The sequence below is a fragment of the Streptomyces soli genome (assembly GCF_003999195.1).
In the GTDB taxonomy this organism is placed as follows: Bacteria; Actinomycetota; Actinomycetes; order Streptomycetales; family Streptomycetaceae; genus Actinacidiphila; species Actinacidiphila soli.
In genome coordinates this window covers 1-17903 of the sequence record NZ_RJVR01000325.1, presented here as the reverse complement: position 1 = coordinate 17903, position 17903 = coordinate 1, and the positions used below count along the sequence as shown (strand labels likewise).

The 17903-nt window shown below is 70.1% G+C and carries 17 protein-coding genes; 14 read left to right on the top strand and 3 right to left on the bottom strand.

Annotated elements, in window-relative coordinates; translation table 11 throughout:
- Positions 1-160: 160 nt before the first annotated feature.
- The gene (locus EFK10_RS38205; RefSeq protein WP_164836315.1) at positions 161-703 is read right to left on the bottom strand and encodes a hypothetical protein; all 543 of its coding nucleotides are present in this window, start codon (positions 701-703) and stop codon (positions 161-163) included.
- Between EFK10_RS38205 and EFK10_RS48100 the strand changes: the two genes are divergently transcribed.
- From EFK10_RS48100 to EFK10_RS38175, 7 genes are all read left to right on the top strand, one after another.
- Positions 692-958 (top strand): hypothetical protein, encoded by a 267-nt coding sequence (locus EFK10_RS48100; protein ID WP_164836314.1) that lies wholly within the window; start codon positions 692-694, stop codon positions 956-958. The genes EFK10_RS38205 and EFK10_RS48100 overlap by 12 nt on opposite strands.
- Before the next feature lie 46 nt (positions 959-1004).
- On the top strand, positions 1005-1409 hold the full coding sequence (locus EFK10_RS38200; RefSeq protein WP_206305748.1) for a hypothetical protein: 405 nt from the start codon (positions 1005-1007) through the stop codon (positions 1407-1409).
- Between the two features lie 77 nt (positions 1410-1486).
- Positions 1487-3583, top strand: coding sequence for an excinuclease ABC subunit UvrB (uvrB, locus tag EFK10_RS38195; protein ID WP_127360250.1), 2097 nt, complete (start codon positions 1487-1489; stop codon positions 3581-3583).
- Positions 3584-3697: 114 nt separating this feature from the next.
- Positions 3698-4276, top strand: a complete 579-nt coding sequence (locus tag EFK10_RS38190) for a TerD family protein (RefSeq protein ID WP_127360249.1) — start codon at positions 3698-3700, stop codon at positions 4274-4276.
- An 8-nt stretch (positions 4277-4284) separates the two neighbouring features.
- The gene (locus EFK10_RS38185; RefSeq protein WP_127360248.1) at positions 4285-5916 is read left to right on the top strand and encodes a TerD family protein; all 1632 of its coding nucleotides are present in this window, start codon (positions 4285-4287) and stop codon (positions 5914-5916) included.
- Positions 5917-6031: 115 nt separating this feature from the next.
- A complete protein-coding gene (locus EFK10_RS38180) occupies positions 6032-6988 on the top strand; it encodes a TerC family protein (RefSeq protein WP_127360247.1) in 957 nt (318 codons plus the stop codon).
- 77 nt (positions 6989-7065) lie between these two features.
- Complete coding sequence (locus EFK10_RS38175) at positions 7066-7464, top strand: hypothetical protein (protein ID WP_127360246.1); 399 nt, start codon at positions 7066-7068, stop codon at positions 7462-7464.
- A gap of 13 nt (positions 7465-7477) precedes the next feature.
- Here the strand turns inward: EFK10_RS38175 and EFK10_RS38170 are convergent, their stop codons facing one another.
- Positions 7478-8134, bottom strand: a complete 657-nt coding sequence (locus EFK10_RS38170; RefSeq protein WP_127360245.1) for an MBL fold metallo-hydrolase — start codon at positions 8132-8134, stop codon at positions 7478-7480.
- A gap of 5 nt (positions 8135-8139) precedes the next feature.
- Positions 8140-8871, bottom strand: a complete 732-nt coding sequence (locus EFK10_RS38165) for a maleylpyruvate isomerase family mycothiol-dependent enzyme (RefSeq protein ID WP_127360244.1) — start codon at positions 8869-8871, stop codon at positions 8140-8142.
- Between the two features lie 221 nt (positions 8872-9092).
- On the opposite strand from EFK10_RS38165, the gene uvrA reads away from it, so the two are divergent.
- The 7 genes from uvrA to EFK10_RS38130 all read left to right on the top strand — a co-directional run.
- Complete coding sequence (gene uvrA / locus EFK10_RS38160) at positions 9093-12017, top strand: excinuclease ABC subunit UvrA (RefSeq protein WP_127360243.1); 2925 nt, start codon at positions 9093-9095, stop codon at positions 12015-12017.
- 102 nt (positions 12018-12119) lie between these two features.
- Entirely contained in the window at positions 12120-12551 is a 432-nt protein-coding gene (locus tag EFK10_RS38155; protein WP_127360242.1) for a Rieske (2Fe-2S) protein, read from the top strand.
- A 48-nt stretch (positions 12552-12599) separates the two neighbouring features.
- Positions 12600-14642: an excinuclease ABC subunit UvrC gene (uvrC, locus tag EFK10_RS38150; protein ID WP_127360241.1), complete on the top strand. Its 2043-nt coding sequence runs from the start codon at positions 12600-12602 to the stop codon at positions 14640-14642.
- Positions 14639-15562 carry an RNase adapter RapZ gene (rapZ, locus tag EFK10_RS38145; protein ID WP_127360240.1) on the top strand — a complete coding sequence of 308 codons (924 nt, stop codon included), beginning with the start codon at positions 14639-14641 and terminating at the stop codon, positions 15560-15562. Before uvrC ends, rapZ begins: the two co-directional genes overlap by 4 nt.
- Before the next feature lie 17 nt (positions 15563-15579).
- A complete protein-coding gene (locus tag EFK10_RS38140; RefSeq protein WP_127360266.1) occupies positions 15580-16572 on the top strand; it encodes a gluconeogenesis factor YvcK family protein in 993 nt (330 codons plus the stop codon).
- Positions 16563-17552: a DNA-binding protein WhiA gene (whiA, locus tag EFK10_RS38135; protein ID WP_127360239.1), complete on the top strand. Its 990-nt coding sequence runs from the start codon at positions 16563-16565 to the stop codon at positions 17550-17552. The genes EFK10_RS38140 and whiA overlap by 10 nt, the downstream gene beginning before the upstream one ends.
- 252 nt (positions 17553-17804) lie before the next feature.
- The coding region (locus tag EFK10_RS38130; RefSeq protein ID WP_164836104.1) for a helix-turn-helix domain-containing protein at positions 17805-17903 on the top strand (99 nt) is incomplete at its 3' end.

Here is a 17903-nt window from a genome sequence, read left to right as displayed (position 1 = left end):
ATTATCCTGATCGCATTCCGCTCATGAATTCGAAGTCGGGGCGAGCGGGTGCTCCTGGGCGGCAGAACGCCGAAGAGGGACCGGTGTTCGTCGATGCGTCGGGCCGGAGGGCCCGGATTATCCGGCGGGTCGGAGTGATCACCGGCATCGGCTGCATCGGTTATGCGGCGGTGCTGGGCGTGGCCTTCGCGGGCGGCACTCCTTTCGCGCCGGATACCCTCATTCCGGGGACGTCCGCCAAGGCCGAGGCGAAAGCGGGGAAGGTGAAGAATTCCGCGTCCGCGACGGCGAATTCCTCGGCGTCCGCCACCAGGACCGCCCCGGCGCGCAGGTCCACGGCGGCCGCTTCCCCGACCACGTCGGCGAGCACCGTGCAGGCGGCCGACGTCTCGGCATCGGCTTCCGGAAGCGCCTCCGCCTCGGCCACCCCGAAGGCGAGTTCGTCCTCGGCGAAGTCCACGGCGAGCGCCAGTGCTTCGGCCTCGGTCACGTCCTCGGCGTCCTCCTCGGCCACGGCCACCGCCACCCCGAGCCCCACGGCGAGCGCCACCCCGAGCTCCTCGGCGAGCGCCACCCCGAGCTCCTCGGCGCCCTCACCCGGCGGCGGTAGCAAGGGCGGCTCCGGCGGCCGTGGCGGCAACAGCGGCAACCCCTGGAGTGGCTGACGCGCGATGTCGACGACGAGGAACTGATGCCGCTCCAACAGGTCCTCTACGGCCAGATGATGTATCTCGTCCTCATCCACTCCTGCGTCACCGCCCTGACCAGCGGCCGGCTGCGTCGGCAGAAGCTCAAGCGCACCGGTGAGGTCGGCGCCCCGCAGGGCACCCACACAGGGCACTCCGCAAGCACCGGCAGGTGCTGCCCGGTGACCGCCACCACGGAAACCCTGCGGCCGTCGCGCTCCGGCGGACACCGGCCTGCCGGCTGCTCGGCTTCGCCCACCGCGACGGCCTGATCGACCGCATACCGGCCGCCCTGGTCCTGGTCCTCGCCGCCCCACGATGGGCGTCGGCGGCTGGTGGGCCTTCGCGCACCCCTCGGACGGCACCTACGACCTCAACGAGATCCCGCTCGCCCAGGCCCTGTGGTCGGTCGGCTTCGTTCTGTTGCTGCTGCGCTTCCGGCCCCGCATGGACTGGATCCGGCGCTACCGGCCGCTCGACCGCACCGTGACGATCTTCAACTCCCGGGCCGTGACGATCTACCTGCGGCACGAGATCGCCCTCGTCCTCAGCGTCCCGCTGATCGACTCCATGTGGCAGGTCCGCGCGTTCGAGCTGTCCCTGCCCCTGGACAGCACGTGGTTCCAGTTCGGGGTCGCCCGGGTGCTGATCGCCGTCGCGGTGCTCCTGGTGGGCTGGGTCGAGGACATCGCGGCGAAGAAGCCGCCCCGCCTCCTGCCATAGGGCCGTAAGCCATCGGTCCGTAGGCCGTAAGTCCCTTCTTCGGCCCGTTGTCAGTGGCTGGCCGTACGGTGGATGGCATGCGGCCCGTATCAGACATCGAACGCAGTGTGGCGCCCTTCGAGGTCGTCAGCCCCTACAAGCCCAGCGGTGACCAGCCCACGGCCATCGACGACCTGGAGCGGCGCATCCGCGCCGGAGAGAAGGACGTCGTCCTGCTGGGCGCGACGGGCACGGGCAAGTCGGCGACCACCGCGTGGATGATCGAGCGGCTGCAGCGGCCGACGCTGGTCATGGCACCCAACAAGACGCTCGCCGCCCAGCTCGCCAACGAGTTCCGCGAGCTCCTGCCCAACAACGCGGTCGAGTACTTCGTCTCGTACTACGACTACTTCCAGCCGGAAGCCTACGTCCCGCAGACGGACACCTACATCGAGAAGGACTCCTCCATCAACGAGGAGGTCGAGCGGCTCCGCCACTCCAGCACGAACTCCCTCCTCACCCGCCGCGACGTGATCGTCGTCGCGTCCGTCTCCTGCATCTACGGTCTCGGTACGCCGCAGGAGTACGTCGACCGCATGGTGCGGCTCAAGGTCGGGGATGTGATCGACCGCGACCAGCTGCTCCGTAAGTTCGTGGAGATCCAGTACGCCCGCAACGACGTGGCCTTCAGCCGCGGCACCTTCCGGGTGCGGGGCGACACCATCGAGATCTTCCCGGTGTACGAGGAGCTCGCCGTCCGCATCGAGATGTTCGGCGACGAGATCGAGGCGCTTTCCACCCTCCACCCCCTCACCGGCGAGGTCATCACCGACGACCAGCAGCTCTACGTCTTCCCGGCCACCCACTACGTGACGGGCCCGGAGCGCATGGAGCGCGCCATCGCCGGGATCGAGAAGGAGCTGGAGGGGCAGCTCGCGGTCATGGAGAAGCAGGGCAAGCTCCTGGAGGCCCAGCGGCTGCGCATGCGCACCACGTATGACATCGAGATGATGCGGCAGATCGGCACCTGCTCCGGCATCGAGAACTACTCGCGGCACATCGACGGCCGCGACGCCGGCTCGGCGCCGGACACCCTCATCGACTACTTCCCGGAGGACTTCCTCCTGGTGATCGACGAGTCGCATGTCACCGTGCCCCAGATCGGCGCGATGTACGAGGGCGACGCCTCCCGCAAACGCACCCTGGTCGACCACGGCTTCCGGCTGCCGTCCGCGCTGGACAACCGGCCGCTGAAGTGGGAGGAGTTCCTGGGGCGCGTCGGCCAGACCGTCTACCTGTCGGCCACCCCGGGCCCGTACGAGCTGTCGCGCGGTGACGGCGTCGTCGAGCAGATCATCCGCCCGACCGGCCTGATCGACCCCGAGGTCATCGTGAAGCCCACCGAGGGCCAGATCGACGACCTGGTGCACGAGATCCGCCTGCGGGCCGAAAAGGACGAGCGGGTCCTGGTCACCACCCTGACCAAGAAGATGGCCGAGGACCTCACCGACTACATGCTCGAACTGGGCATCCAGGTGCGGTACCTGCACAGCGACATCGACACCCTGCGCCGGGTCGAGCTGCTGCGCGAGCTGCGGGCCGGCGAGTACGACGTGCTGGTCGGCATCAACCTGCTCCGCGAGGGCCTCGACCTGCCCGAGGTGTCGCTGGTGGCGATTCTGGACGCCGACAAGGAGGGCTTCCTGCGCTCCGGGACCTCGCTGATCCAGACCATCGGCCGAGCCGCGCGAAACGTGTCGGGCCAGGTGCACATGTACGCCGACAAGATCACCCCGTCGATGGCCAAGGCGATCGACGAGACCAACCGGCGGCGTGAGAAGCAGGTCGCGTACAACACGGAGCGGGGCATCGACCCGCAGCCGCTGCGGAAGAAGATCGCCGGGATCCTGGACTCCTTCGCGCGCGAGGACGAGGACACCGAGGAGCTGCTGGGCAGCGGCAGGCAGCGTTCGCGCGGCAAGGCGCCGGTGCCGGGCCTGTCGGGCAAGGCGGGTGGAAAGCGGGACGCCAGGACCCTGCCGGCGAAGGAGCTGACCGGCCTCATCGGCGAGCTGACCGACCAGATGCACGCCGCGGCGTCGGAGCTGCAGTTCGAGGTGGCGGCCAGGCTGCGGGACGAGCTGGGTGAGCTGAAGAAGGAGCTGCGCCAGATGAGGGAGGCAGGTATGGCGTGAGGGCCCGGTGACGGCGGCGTGATGCCCTGAACCACGGTGCGGTCTTTTCGCGTCTACCCGTAGGGTGCGGGGCAGGACAACCGCACAGTGCAGACGGGTGAGAGGGGACAGCGCGTGACGGTCAACATGACCAAGGGCCAGCAGATCAGCCTGCAGAAGTCCGACGGGGGGACGCTGACGGCGGTGCGGATGGGCCTGGGCTGGCAGGCCGCGCCGAGGCGCGGGCTGTTCGGGTCGCGCACCCGGGAGGTCGACCTCGACGCGTCGGCCGTGCTCTTCGCCGACAAGCAGCCGGTCGACGTGGTGTTCTTCCGCCACCTGACCAGCGACGACGGCTCGGTCAAGCACACCGGCGACAACCTGGTCGGCGGCGCCGGTCAGGGCGGTGACGACGAGTCGATCCTGGTCGACCTGGCGCGGGTGCCCGTGCACGTCGACCAGATCGTCTTCACGGTCAACTCCTTCACCGGGCAGACCTTCGCGGAGGTGCAGAACGCGTTCTGCCGCCTGGTCGACGAGACAAACGGCCAGGAGCTGGCCCGCTACACCCTCACCGGCGGCGGTCCGTACACCGCGCAGATCATGGCGAAGGTGCAGCGTGCGGGCGCTGGCTGGTCGATGACCGCGATCGGCACCCCGACCAACGGCCGCACCTTCCAGGACCTGATGCCCGCCATCCTGCCGTCGCTCTAGGGGCAGCCATGACCGCCGAGCTGGTCCGGGGACAGAACGCTCCGCTGCCGCAGACCCGGCTGGAGATCACGGTGTCGGCCGACGGCCCCCTGCTGGCCGGCAGCACGGCAGGGGAGTCGGGGGAGGAGCTGCGGCTCTCCCCGCTGCCCGCCGCCGCGCACCGCTTCCCCGTGGAGCTGGACGCGGTGCCCGAGGCCGTCGGGTCCGTGAGCGTGGTCCTGGCACTGCCCCCGGGCGCCCGCTTCGGAGGGCTGCCCGCCCCGTACGTGGCCATCGCGGACGGGGGCACCGAGCTGGCGAGCTTCACCATCACCGGGCTCGGCGAGGAGTCCGCTCTGGTCGCCCTCGAGCTCTACCGCAGGCAGGGCGCCTGGAAGGTCCGCGCCGTCGGCCAGGGCTACGCGGGCGGCCTGCCCGAGCTGCTGCGGGACCTGGGCCTGAGGCAGCCGGAGCCGGAGCCTGAGCCCGCACGAGAGCCGGAGCCGGACGGCCCGGTGGACTACCGGCACCCGAGCCGCCGGCCGGCCGCCGCCGCGGACATGCCGCCGCAGCCCGTCGCCGGCGACGCCACCGGCTGGACCATGGAGGAGCGGCTCTACAACCAGGTCTGGGGCATGTTCGAGGACCTGGCCCGCACCATCGCCGCCTACCGCAGCGCCGCCGACTTCGCCGAGGCCCGGCTCGACGAGGAGCTGGACCGCGCCCTGTCCGACCCCCGCACCCGCGTCGGACCTGCCGCCGACGCCGCCCGCGACCAGGCCATGGCCCGGCAGGCCGACCTGGTCGATCAGGCCCGCGCCGTCCTCGACCGCGACCTCGCACAGCTCGCCGCCGAGGCCGAGGTGGTCGAGCCCGCCCTGCCGCCCGCCTACGCCGACTGGGACAGCCCCGTCTGGCACGGCTACGCGGTGCCCGCCGAGCCGCCGATGGCGGTCCGCCTGGGCGACCTCCACCTGCCGGAGGACCCGACGCTCCGCATCCCCATGCTCGTACGGCTGCCGCTGGAGCGCGGCCTGTGGGTCGACAGCGCCCAGGACCGGCCCCGCGCCCTGGAGGTCGCCGTGGCGCTCGCCGCCCGCCTCCTGGCCGCGTACCCGGTCGGCGCCTACGCCCTCCAGGCCATCGACCCCTCCGGCTCGGCCGCGACCGCCCTCGCCCCGCTCGCCGACTCCGGCGCCCTGTGCGATCCGCCCGCCACGGGCGCCGCCGGGGTGACCGCGCTGCTCGCCCGCATGACCGAGCGCGTCGACCTGGTCCAGATGGCACTGCGGGCCGGCGCCCCCGACTCGCTCCCGCCCGACCTGGACCGGGCCGAGCAGCTGATTATCGTCAGTGACTTCCCGTACGGCTTCGATGATCGCGCGGTCAACCAGCTCCGCTACCTCGCCGACGAGGGCCCCTCCGTCGGTGTCCACCTGCTCCTGGTCGCCGACCGCGAGGACGCCCGCGAGTTCGGCCCGGTCCTCGACCCGCTCTGGCGCTCTCTGCTCCGGCTCACCCCGCTCCCCGAGGACCACCTCGCCGACCCCTGGGTCGGCCACTCCTGGACCTACGAGCCACTGCTCCCACCGGCCGGCAGCCAGGTGCTGCCGCTGGTGCTGCGGCAGCTCGCGACCGCCCGGCAGGCCTATGGCAGTTGACGACCGCCAGCCCGCCAGCCCACCAGCCCGCCGACCTGCGGACTTGACCTTTACTTTGCCGTTTCTTGGCGCTTCCTGTACCGTTCTGTACTCGTAGAGAACGCCGGAGGAATGCGTGGACGTCTCCTTGACTCTCTGGGCCGTGACCATCGCCGGTCTGTGTGTCCTCATCGCCGTCGACTTCCTCATCGGACGCAAGCCGCACGACGTCTCCGTCAAGGAAGCGGGCATCTGGACGGTCGTCTGGATCGCCCTGGCCGGCCTCTTCGGCCTCAGCCTGCTGCTGTACGGCGGCGGGCAGCCGGCCGGTGAGTTCTTCGCCGGTTTCATCACCGAGAAGTCGCTGAGCGTCGACAACCTCTTCGTCTTCGTCCTGATCATGGGCAAGTTCGCCGTCCCGTCCCAGTACCAGCAGCGGGTCCTGCTCGTCGGCGTACTCATAGCGCTCGTGCTGCGCGCGGTCTTCATCGCCGCCGGCGCCGCGATCATCTCCAGCTTCGCCTGGGTCTTCTACATCTTCGGCGCCTTCCTGATCTACACCGCCTGGAAGCTGATCAAGGAAGCCCGGGCCGACGAGGAGGACGAGGAGTATGAGGAGAACAAGCTCCTCAAGGCCGCCGAGCGCCGCCTCGGGGTCGCCGACCGCTACCACGGGACCAAGCTCCTCATCCGGGAGAACGGCAAGCGGGTCATGACCCCGATGCTGGTCGTGATGCTCGCCATCGGCACGACCGACGTCCTGTTCGCCCTGGACTCCATCCCCGCGATCTTCGGCCTCACCCAGGACCCGTACATCGTCTTCACCGCCAACGCCTTCGCGCTGATGGGCCTGCGCCAGCTGTACTTCCTCATCGGCGGGCTGCTGAAGAAGCTGGTCCACCTCTCCTACGGGCTGTCGGTCATCCTCGGCTTCATCGGCGTGAAGCTGGTGCTCCATGCCCTGCACGAGTCCGGTGTCCACGTCCCGGAGATCGGCATCCCCTTCTCGCTGGGCTTCATCGTGCTGGTCCTGGCCGTCACGACGGTGACCAGCCTGCGGGCGTCGAAGAAGAAGGCACTCGTGGATGCGTGATCGCTCCACCGGTTGCCAGGACGCCCCCGCAGGTGTGACCTGAGGGGAGGGCACGGCCCAGCGAGAGGAGCCCGGTCATGAGCACACAGACCGCACCCACCCAGGCCACCGCACCCACCAGGCGCCGCCGGACCACCCGCTCGTCCTGGGGGGCGCCCATCGAGCTCGGCGTGGTCTTCGGCGGCTACGCGGCCTGGATCTCCAACAGCAACGGCGGCTCCACCACCAGGACCGCGCTCATCGCGGTGGTGGGCACCGTAGCCCTCGCCATCGTCTGCTACGTCGTCGGCCGCGTCGGCCCCGCCGTCGCCCGCGAACTCCGTGCGGCGCTCCACGGGGCCGTCTTCGGCTGCGCCATGGGCTACCTGCTCAGCCTCAGCGGCTACTCCCTGCTCAGGGCGTCACTGGTCGGCCTCGCCTTGGGCGCGTCCGTGACCGCCGCCAGCTTCTACTGGTTCTACGAGCACGAGGCGTAGGACCGGCCGGGCTCTACCAGCCGCGCTCCAGCCACTCCTGCAGGTGCGGGCGCTCCGCGCCGAGCGTCGTGTCGTTGCCGTGCCCGGGGTAGACCCAGGTCTCGTCGGGGAGCACGTCGAAGAGCTTGGCCTTGACGTCGCGGAAGAGCGAGGCGAAGCGCTCCGCGTCGCCCTGCGTGTTGCCCACGCCGCCCGGGAAGAGGCAGTCGCCGGTGAAGACGTGCGGGTGGCCGTGCGGGTCGTCGTAGACCAGGACGATGGAGCCCGGGGTGTGGCCGACGATGTGGCGGGCGGTGAGTTCGACGCGGCCGACGCGGATGATGTCGCCGTCGTCCACGAGCACGTCGGTGGGGACGGGGATGCCGTCGGCGTCGTAGCGGCCGGCGTACGTTCGGGCGCCGGTGGCGTCGACCACGGCCTGGAGGGCCCGCCAGTGGTCGCCGTGCTGGTGGGTGGTGACGACGGAGGCGAGGCCGTCGGGGCCGATCACCTCGAGCAGGGTCTCCGGCTCGTTCGCCGCGTCGATGAGCAGCTGCTCGTCGGTCTGCCGGCAGCGCAGCACGTACGCGTTGTTGTTCATGGGGCCGACCGCGGCCTTGGTGATGATGAGGTCCTTGAGTTCGTGCACGTCGGGCGTGCCGCCCACCTCGACCTCTCCCGTGTATGCCATGGCGGTCAGCCTAGTGGCGGCAGAGCCGGCAGGGGCAGTTCGGGCTGGGCGGTGAGTCCTTCGTTCTTGCCGCGGCCGGTGACCCAGGCGAGCAGGGCGGTGCGGGGGCCGCTGACGGTGAGGTCGGGCTCGTTGGCGGCGCCGATGGTCCACTTCTCGCCGCTGTCGGTGTTGTGGAGGCGTACGGCGGCGATTCCCTCGTGGCCGGAGAGGTCGTCGATGACGTTGGCCAGCTCGCGGACCGCGAAGTCCTCGGGGAGGTCGGCGCAGGTGTAGCCGATGCCCAGGTCCACGTGGTGCAGGTGGACCTCGATCAGCCGGCGGTAGGGGACCTCGGCGGCGGCGATGACCCTTCCGGAGTGCATCGCGACCTGGACGCCCCAGGCCTGCGGCAGGGTCTCCTCGACCGCGTACGCGAACCGGTCGGCGGAGATCCGTAGCTCGTCGAGGTGCTCGGACAGAGGGCGGGCCGCGCTGTCCTCGATCTCCTTGTCCCGCGCTTCCTCGGTGGCGAACTGCGGGGTCTCCTCGCCGGTGCGGGCCCAGGTGAGCAGATTCACCAGCGAGTCCGCGTTGCGGGCTAGGTGGGCGAGGACGTGGCCGCGGGTCCAGCCCGCCAGCAGTGAGGGCTCGGCGACGGCGGTGGGGGTCAGCGCCGAGACCGCGTCGATCAGCCGTGCTGTGGCCTCTTGTACGGCGGCCGCATCGCGTTCGGGGTCGGGTCGTTGGACAGACACGGGGGCCTCCCAGATCGGACGTGATCGACGCCTCGTCCACGACGCTATCGCGCCGCACTCGATCGGGTGAAGACGGCGGACACCGCCCGCAAATCGAATGTACGTGCTATAGCCTGGGTGTGACGCAGCCAGAAGCAGAAACCGGAAGAAACCGCAATGGCACCCCGTTAGGCTGTCCGGGGGTGCAGCCCTGTCCTGTCCTATGAAAGGTGCGCACTGGCGTGGCCGATCGACTCACCGTCCGTGGCGCTCGCGAGCACAACCTGAAGAATGTCTCGCTCGACCTCCCACGGGACTCCCTCATCGTCTTCACCGGGCTGTCCGGGTCGGGCAAGTCGTCCCTCGCGTTCGACACGATCTTCGCCGAGGGGCAGCGCCGCTACGTGGAGTCGCTCTCCTCGTACGCCCGGCAGTTCCTCGGCCAGATGGACAAGCCCGACGTCGACTTCATCGAGGGTCTGTCGCCGGCCGTCTCGATCGACCAGAAGTCGACCTCGCGCAACCCGCGCTCGACCGTGGGCACCATCACCGAGGTCTACGACTACCTCCGGCTGCTCTTCGCCCGTATCGGCAAGCCGCACTGCCCCGAGTGCGGCCGCCCGATCACCCGGCAGTCGCCGCAGGCGATCGTGGACCGGGTGCTGGAGCTGGAGGAGGGCAGCCGCTTCCAGGTGCTGTCCCCGTTGGTGCGTGAGCGCAAGGGCGAGTTCGTCGACCTCTTCGCCGACCTGCAGACCAAGGGCTACAGCCGGGCCCGGGTGGACGGGGCCACGGTCCAGCTGACCGACCCGCCCAAGCTGAAGAAGCAGGAGAAGCACACCATCGAGGTGGTCATCGACCGCCTCACGGTCAAGGAGAGCGCCAAGCGGCGTCTCACCGACTCCGTCGAGACCGCGCTGGGTCTGTCCGGCGGCATGGTCATCCTGGACTTCGTCGACCTGCCCGAGGACGACCCGCAGCGCGAGCGGATGTTCTCCGAGCACCTCTACTGCCCGTACGACGATCTGTCCTTCGAGGAGCTGGAGCCGCGCTCCTTCTCCTTCAACTCGCCCTTCGGCGCCTGCCCGGAGTGCACCGGCATCGGCACCCGCATGGAGGTCGACCCGGAGCTGATCATCCCCGACGAGGACAAGTCCCTCGACGAGGGTGCCATCGCCCCCTGGTCGCTGGGCCACACCCGGGACTACTTCCAGCGCCTCGTCGGCGCCCTCGCCGACGAGCTGGGCTTCCGCACCGACATCCCCTGGGCCGGGCTGCCGCAGCGCGCCAAGAAGGCCCTGCTCCAGGGCCACCGCACCCAGATCCAGGTGCGCTACAAGAACCGGTACGGACGCGAGCGCTCGTACACCACCTCCTTCGAGGGCGCGGTGCCCTTCGTCAAGCGGCGGCACTCGGAGTCGGAGTCCGACGCCAGCCGTGAGCGCTTCGAGGGCTACATGCGCGAGGTGCCGTGCCCGGCGTGTCAGGGCACCCGGCTCAAGCCGATCGTGCTCGCGGTCACCGTGCAGGAGAAGTCGATCGCCGATGTCGCGGCGATGTCGATCAGCGACTGCGCGGAGTTCCTGCGTGGCATGAAGCTCAGCGCCCGCGAGAAGACCATCGCCGAGAGGGTCCTCAAAGAGGTCAACGAGCGGCTGAAGTTTCTGGTCGACGTCGGCCTGGACTACCTCTCGCTCAACCGTGCCTCCGGCACCCTCTCCGGCGGCGAGGCGCAGCGCATCCGGCTGGCCACGCAGATCGGCTCCGGGCTGGTGGGCGTGCTCTACGTCCTCGACGAGCCGTCGATCGGCCTGCACCAGCGGGACAACCACCGGCTCATCGAGACCCTCGTCCGGCTCCGCGACCTCGGCAACACGCTGATCGTCGTCGAGCACGACGAGGACACCATCAAGGTCGCCGACTGGGTCGTCGACATCGGCCCCGGTGCCGGCGAGCATGGTGGCAAGGTCGTGCACAGCGGCTCCCTGAAGGATCTGCTGCGCAACAAGGAGTCGCTGACCGGTCAGTATCTGTCCGGCAAGCGCCAGATCCCGACCCCGGACATCCGGCGGCCCATCGATCGCGAGCGCCAGCTGACGGTGCACGGCGCCCGCGAGCACAATCTGCAGGACATCGACGTGTCCTTCCCGCTGGGCGTCTTCACCGCCGTCACCGGTGTCTCCGGCTCCGGCAAGTCCACGCTGGTCAACGACATCCTCTACACCCACCTGGCCCGCGAGCTGAACGGCGCACGCAGCGTCCCCGGCCGCCACACCCGGGTCGACGGCGACGACCTGGTCGACAAGGTCGTCCACGTCGACCAGTCGCCCATCGGCCGTACGCCGCGCTCCAACCCGGCGACGTACACCGGCGTCTTCGACCACGTACGCAGGCTCTTCGCGGAGACCATGGAGGCGAAGGTCCGCGGCTATCTGCCGGGGCGCTTCTCCTTCAACGTCAAGGGCGGCCGCTGCGAGAACTGCTCGGGCGACGGCACGATCAAGATCGAGATGAACTTCCTGCCGGATGTGTATGTGCCGTGCGAGGTCTGCCACGGCGCCCGCTACAACCGGGAGACCCTCGAGGTCCACTACAAGGGCAAGTCCATCGCCGAGGTCCTGGACATGCCGATCGAGGAGGCCCTGGACTTCTTCGAGGCCGTCCCGACCATCGCCCGCCACCTGCGGACGCTGAACGAGGTCGGGCTGGGATACGTCCGGCTGGGCCAGTCGGCGCCGACGCTGTCGGGCGGTGAGGCGCAGCGCGTGAAGCTGGCGTCCGAGCTGCAGAAGCGATCCACCGGGCGCACGGTCTACGTCCTGGACGAGCCGACCACCGGTCTGCACTTCGAGGACATCAGCAAGCTGATCAAGGTGCTGTCCGGGCTGGTCGACAAGGGCAACACGGTGATCGTCATCGAGCACAACCTCGACGTCATCAAGACCGCCGACTGGGTCGTCGACATGGGCCCCGAAGGCGGCAGCGGCGGTGGCCTCGTGGTCGCCGAGGGCACTCCCGAGCAGGTCGCGGGGGTGGGCGCCAGCCACACCGGCAAGTTCCTGCGGGACATCCTGGGCGCGGACCGCGTCTCGGACGCCCCGCCGCTTCCCGCCGCGCGCAAGAAGCCGGCCCCGCGCAAGCGGGCGGCGGCGGCATCCAAGGGTTGAGAGCCGACTCGGAACGGACTCATAGGATCGGCACGTAAGGTTCAGGTTTCAAGATCTTCGGATCTTGAAACACCCCCTACGTGCCGAGTTCTGGAGCACCTCATGACCGAACTTCCCCCCTGCCGCCGCACCGTCCTGCGCGGAGCCGCCCTGGCCGGCGTCGCAGGCATAGGCCTGACCGCCTGCGGCGGCAGCTCGGACGCCGCGTCCAGCACCGGCAGCAGCAGCGCTGGTGCCACCACCACCTCCACCGAGCTCGGTGCGACCTCCGACGTCCCCGTCGGCGGCGCCAAGCTCTACAAGGACGCCAAGGTCGTCGTCTCGCAGCCCACCAAGGGCACCTTCAAGGCCTTCAGCGCCGTCTGCACCCACCAGGGCTGCGTCTGCGACGCGGTCAGCGGCACGACCGTCTCCTGCCCCTGCCACGGCAGCAAGTTCAACGCCGAGACCGGCGCCGTCGAGAACGGTCCCGCCACCACCGCGCTGCCCGCCGCCCAGGTCACCGTCAAGGACGGCAAGCTGGTCGTCGGATAGCCCTGCGGACGGCACAGGATTGTCATCCCAAGTCAGTAGGGTGGGAGCATGGCCGATCCATCCAGCTACCGCCCCAAGCCGGGTCAGATTCCGGACAGTCCCGGCGTCTACAGGTTCCGGGACGAGTACGGCCGGGTGATCTACGTCGGGAAGGCGAAGAGCCTGCGCTCCCGACTTTCCTCGTACTTCCAGGACCTCGCGAACCTCCATCAGCGCACCCGCACCATGGTCACCACGGCCTCCTCCGTCGAGTGGACGGTGGTCGGCACCGAGGTCGAGGCGCTGCAGCTGGAGTACTCCTGGATCAAGGAGTTCGACCCGCGCTTCAACGTCAAGTACCGCGACGACAAGAGCTATCCGTCGCTCGCGGTCACCCTGGGCGACGAGTTCCCGCGCGTCCAGGTGATGCGCGGCCCCAAGCGCAAGGGTGTGCGCTACTTCGGTCCGTACGCTCACGCCTGGGCGATCCGCGAGACCGTCGACCTGCTGCTGCGCGTCTTCCCCGTACGCACCTGCTCCGCCGGGGTGTTCAAGCGCTCCGAGCAGATCGGCCGGCCCTGCCTGCTCGGCTACATCGGCAAGTGCTCCGCGCCCTGCGTCGGCCGGGTCACCCCCGAGGAGCACCGCGAACTGGCAGACGAGTTCTGCGACTTCATGGCCGGCCGCACCGGCACGTATCTGCGCCGCCTGGAACAGCAGATGAAGAACGCAGCCGCCGAGATGGAGTACGAGAAGGCGGCCCGGCTCCGCGACGACATCGAGGCGCTCAAGCGCGCGATGGAAAAGCAGGCCGTGGTACTCGCCGACGCCACCGACGCCGACCTGATCGCCGTCGCCGAGGACGAACTCGAAGCCGCCGTCCAGATCTTCCACGTCCGCGGCGGCCGGGTGCGCGGCCAGCGCGGCTGGGTCACCGACAAGGTGGAGGAGGTCGGCACCGCCGGACTGGTCGAGCACGCCCTCCAGCAGCTGTACGGCGAGGAGAAGGGCGACGCCGTGCCGCGCGAGGTGCTGGTCCCGGCCCTGCCCGAGCCGTACGAGCCGGTGCAGGAATGGCTCAGCGACCGGCGGGGATCGCAGGTCAGCCTGCGGATACCGCAGCGCGGCGACAAGAAGGACCTGATGGCCACCGTGCAGCGCAACGCACAGCAGGCGCTCGCGCTGCACAAGACCAAGCGTGCCTCCGACCTCACCACCCGTTCCCGCGCCCTGGAGGAGATCGCCGAGGCCCTGGACCTGGACACGGCGCCGCTGCGCATCGAGTGCTTCGACATCTCCCATCTCCAGGGCGATGACGTGGTCGCGTCGATGGTGGTCTTCGAGGACGGGCTCGCCCGCAAGAGCGAGTACCGGCGCTTCCAGATCAAGGGCTTCGCAGGTCAGGACGACGTCCGGTCCATGCACGAGGTCGTCTCCCGGCGCTTCCGCCGTTATCTGCAGGAGATGCAGAAGACGGGGGAGTGGGTCGACGGCGACACCCCCGGCGACACCCCTGCCCACGAGCCCGTCAGCGGTCCCATCGACCCCGACACCGGCAAGCCCCGCAAGTTCGCCTACCCGCCGCAGCTCGTCGTGGTCGATGGCGGGCAGCCGCAGGTCGCCGCCGCAAAGCGGGCCCTGGACGAGCTGGGCATCGAGGACGTCGCGGTCTGCGGCCTCGCCAAGCGCCTGGAGGAGGTCTGGCTGCCCGGCGACGACGATCCCGTCATCCTGCCGCGCACCAGTGAAGGCCTCTACCTGCTCCAGCGCGTACGCGACGAGGCGCACCGCTTCGCCATCGCCTACCAGCGCAGCAAACGCTCCAAGTCGATGAAGGCCGGCGCCCTGGACTCGGTACCCGGCCTGGGGGAGACCCGCAAACAGGCTCTGCTCAAGCACTTCGGCTCGCTCAAGCGGCTGCGTGCGGCGACCGTCGACCAGCTCTGCGAGGTGCCGGGCGTCGGGCGGCGTACGGCGGAGACGGTGCTCGCGGCGCTGGCCGGAGCGGCGCCCGCCGGCCCTGCGGTGAATACCGCCACAGGAGAGATCATTGAAGAAGAGGGGACGGCCGGAACGGCGGCCGCCCCGCCGGAACGGGGGAAGGGCACATGAACGAGAACGACGGAGGCGGAGAACAGGTGACAACCGGTGGAGCGGGCGAGGCGGCGGAAGCCATCCCCGAGCTCGTGATCATTTCGGGTATGTCCGGCGCCGGCCGCAGCCACGCGGCCAAATGCCTGGAGGACCTCGGCTGGTTCGTGGTGGACAATCTGCCGCCCGCCCTTATCCCCACCATGGTCGACCTCGGCGCCCGCTCCCAGGGCAATGTCGCCCGCATCGCGGTCGTCGTGGACGTCCGCGGCCGCCGCTTCTTCGACAACCTCCGCGAATCGCTCGCCGACCTCGACGCCAAGGGCGTCAAGCGCCGCGTGCTCTTCCTGGAGGCCTCCGACGACACCCTGGTGCGCCGCTTCGAGTCCGTACGCCGCCCGCACCCCCTCCAGGGCGACGGCCGGATCGTCGACGGCATCGCCAAGGAGCGCGAGCTGCTCAGCGAGCTGCGCGGCGACGCCGACCTGGTCATCGACACCTCCGCCCTCAACGTCCACGAGCTGCGCGCCAAGATGGACGCCCAGTTCGCCGGCGAGGAGGAGCCCGAGCTGCGCGCCACGGTCATGTCCTTCGGCTTCAAGTACGGCCTGCCGGTCGACGCCGACCTGGTCGCGGACTGCCGCTTCCTGCCCAACCCGCACTGGGTGCCCGAGCTGCGTCCGTTCACCGGCCTCAACGACGAGGTCGCGACGTACGTCTTCAACCAGCCCGGCGCCAAGGAGTTCCTCGACCGCTACGCCGAGTTGCTGCACATCATCAACGCCGGCTACCGGCGCGAGGGCAAGCGGTACGTCACCATCGCCGTCGGCTGCACCGGCGGCAAGCACCGCAGCGTGGCCATGTCCGAGCGGCTGGCCGCCCGGCTGTCGGCCGACGGCGTGGAGACCGTGATCGTCCACCGCGACATGGGGCGCGAGTGATCAAGACGGCACGCTTCCTGCGCCGTTCCGCGCGTCGCTCGGGGTCAGGAGCGACACCCAAGGTGGTGGCACTGGGCGGCGGCCATGGACTGGCCGCCTCGCTCTCCGCGCTCCGCCGCATTTCCCAGGATCTGACCGCCGTCGTCACCGTAGCCGACGATGGCGGTTCCAGTGGCCGGCTCCGGGAGGAGCTGGGCGTCCTGCCGCCCGGCGACCTCCGGAAGGCGCTCGCCGCGCTGTGCGGGGACGACGAGTGGGGCCAGACCTGGGCCAGCGTCATCCAGCACCGGTTCACCAGCGAGGGTGATCTCCACGGCCATGCGGTGGGCAATCTGCTGATCGTCGCGCTGTGGGAACAGCTCGGCGATCCGGTGGCCGCCCTGGAGTGGGTCGGGCGGCTGCTCGGCGCCCACGGGCGGGTGCTGCCGATGTCCTCGGTGCCGCTGGAGCTGACCGCTTCCGTACGCGGCCACAACCCCGAGAAGCCCGACGAGATCACCACGGTCCGGGGTCAGGCCAATGTCGCCCTCACCCCCGGTGACGTGCAGGAAGTCCAGCTGGTACCGGCCGATCCGCCGGCCGTGCCGGAGGCCGCGCAAGCTGTGCTCGATGCCGACTGGGTGGTGCTGGGGCCTGGGTCCTGGTTCTCGTCCGTCATGCCGCATCTGCTGGTGCCGGACCTGGTCTGCGCGCTGACGGAGACCAGGGCCCGCAAGGTGCTCGCGCTGAACCTCGCGCCGCAGCCCGGTGAGACCGAGGGGTTTTCTCCGCAGCGTCACGTGGAGGTTTTGGCCCGACACGCCCCTAAACTCACCATCGACGTGGTGCTGGCCGACGAGGCCGCCGTGCCCGACCGCGACAGCCTCGCCGAGGCCGTCCAGCGGTTGTCCGGCACGGTGGAGCTGGCCCGGGTCGCCGCCCCCGACGGGCCGCGACACGACCCGGTGCTCCTGGCTGCCGCGTACGACCGGATTTTTCGTATGCATGGAAGGATCGGCCCATGGCGATGACGGCAGCGGTGAAGGACGAGATCTCCCGGCTTCCCGTCACCCGGACCTGCTGCCGCAAGGCGGAGGTTTCGGCGATCCTGCGTTTCGCGGGCGGACTGCATCTGGTGTCCGGCCGCATCGTGATCGAGGCGGAGCTCGACACCGGGATCGCGGCGCGGCGGCTCCGCAAGGACATCCTGGAGATCTTCGGCCACGCCTCGGACCTGGTGGTCATGGCCCCCGGCGGCCTGCGGCGCGGCAGCCGTTACGTGGTCCGGGTCGTCGCCGGAGGCGATCAGCTCGCCCGCCAGACGGGGCTCGTCGACGGTCGCGGGCGCCCGATCCGGGGCCTTCCGCCGCAGGTCGTCTCCGGTGCCACGTGCGACGCCGAGGCGGCATGGCGCGGTGCGTTTCTCGCCCACGGCTCGCTGACGGAGCCGGGCCGGTCCTCCTCCCTCGAGGTCACCTGCCCCGGGCCGGAGGCCGCCCTGGCGCTCGTGGGCGCCGCCCGCCGGCTCCAGATCGCGGCCAAGGCGCGCGAGGTCCGTAGCGTCGACCGGGTCGTGGTCCGGGACGGCGACGCGATCGGCGCGCTCCTCACCCGGCTCGGCGCGCACGAGTCGGTGCTCGCCTGGGAAGAGCGCCGCATGCGCCGTGAGGTCCGCGCGACGGCGAACCGCCTCGCCAACTTCGACGACGCGAACCTGCGCCGCTCCGCCCGGGCCGCGGTTGCCGCCGGCGCGCGGGTCCAGCGGGCGCTGGAGATCCTCGGCGACGAGGTGCCCGAGCACCTGGCCGCCGCCGGCCGGCTGCGTATGGACCACAAGCAGGCCTCGCTGGAGGAGCTCGGCTCCCTGGCCGAGCCCCCGCTGACCAAGGATGCCGTCGCCGGCCGCATCCGCCGCCTCCTCGCCATGGCCGACAAGCGCGCCCAGGACCTCGGCATCCCCAGCACGGAATCCAATCTGACCGAGGACATGGCCGACAACCTGGTCGGCTGAGCGCAGCCGCAGCTCCCACCCGCCGACGCCCGGTCCGGGCGCCGGCGGTTCGTATGCCGTATTGACATGGCCATGAAGATCCATCCGGGGGGAGGGGTCACCGGGAACCTCCGAGGGCACCTGTCTTCAGGCAGGGGAGGAATCGGACTCCTGCGGAGTGGGGCAGGGGAAGCCGATTCGCCGCCAGGGTGGATCGGCGTGTTCCCGGGCGATGCCCGCAGTGAATCACAAGCCGGTGTGGTAGTTTGTGAGCTGGCCACTCACGTGAAGCGGGCGTTCAAGTACCGCTTCTATCCGACCGATGCGCAGGCGGCTGAGCTGTCGCGCACGTTCGGCTGCGTGCGGAAGGTC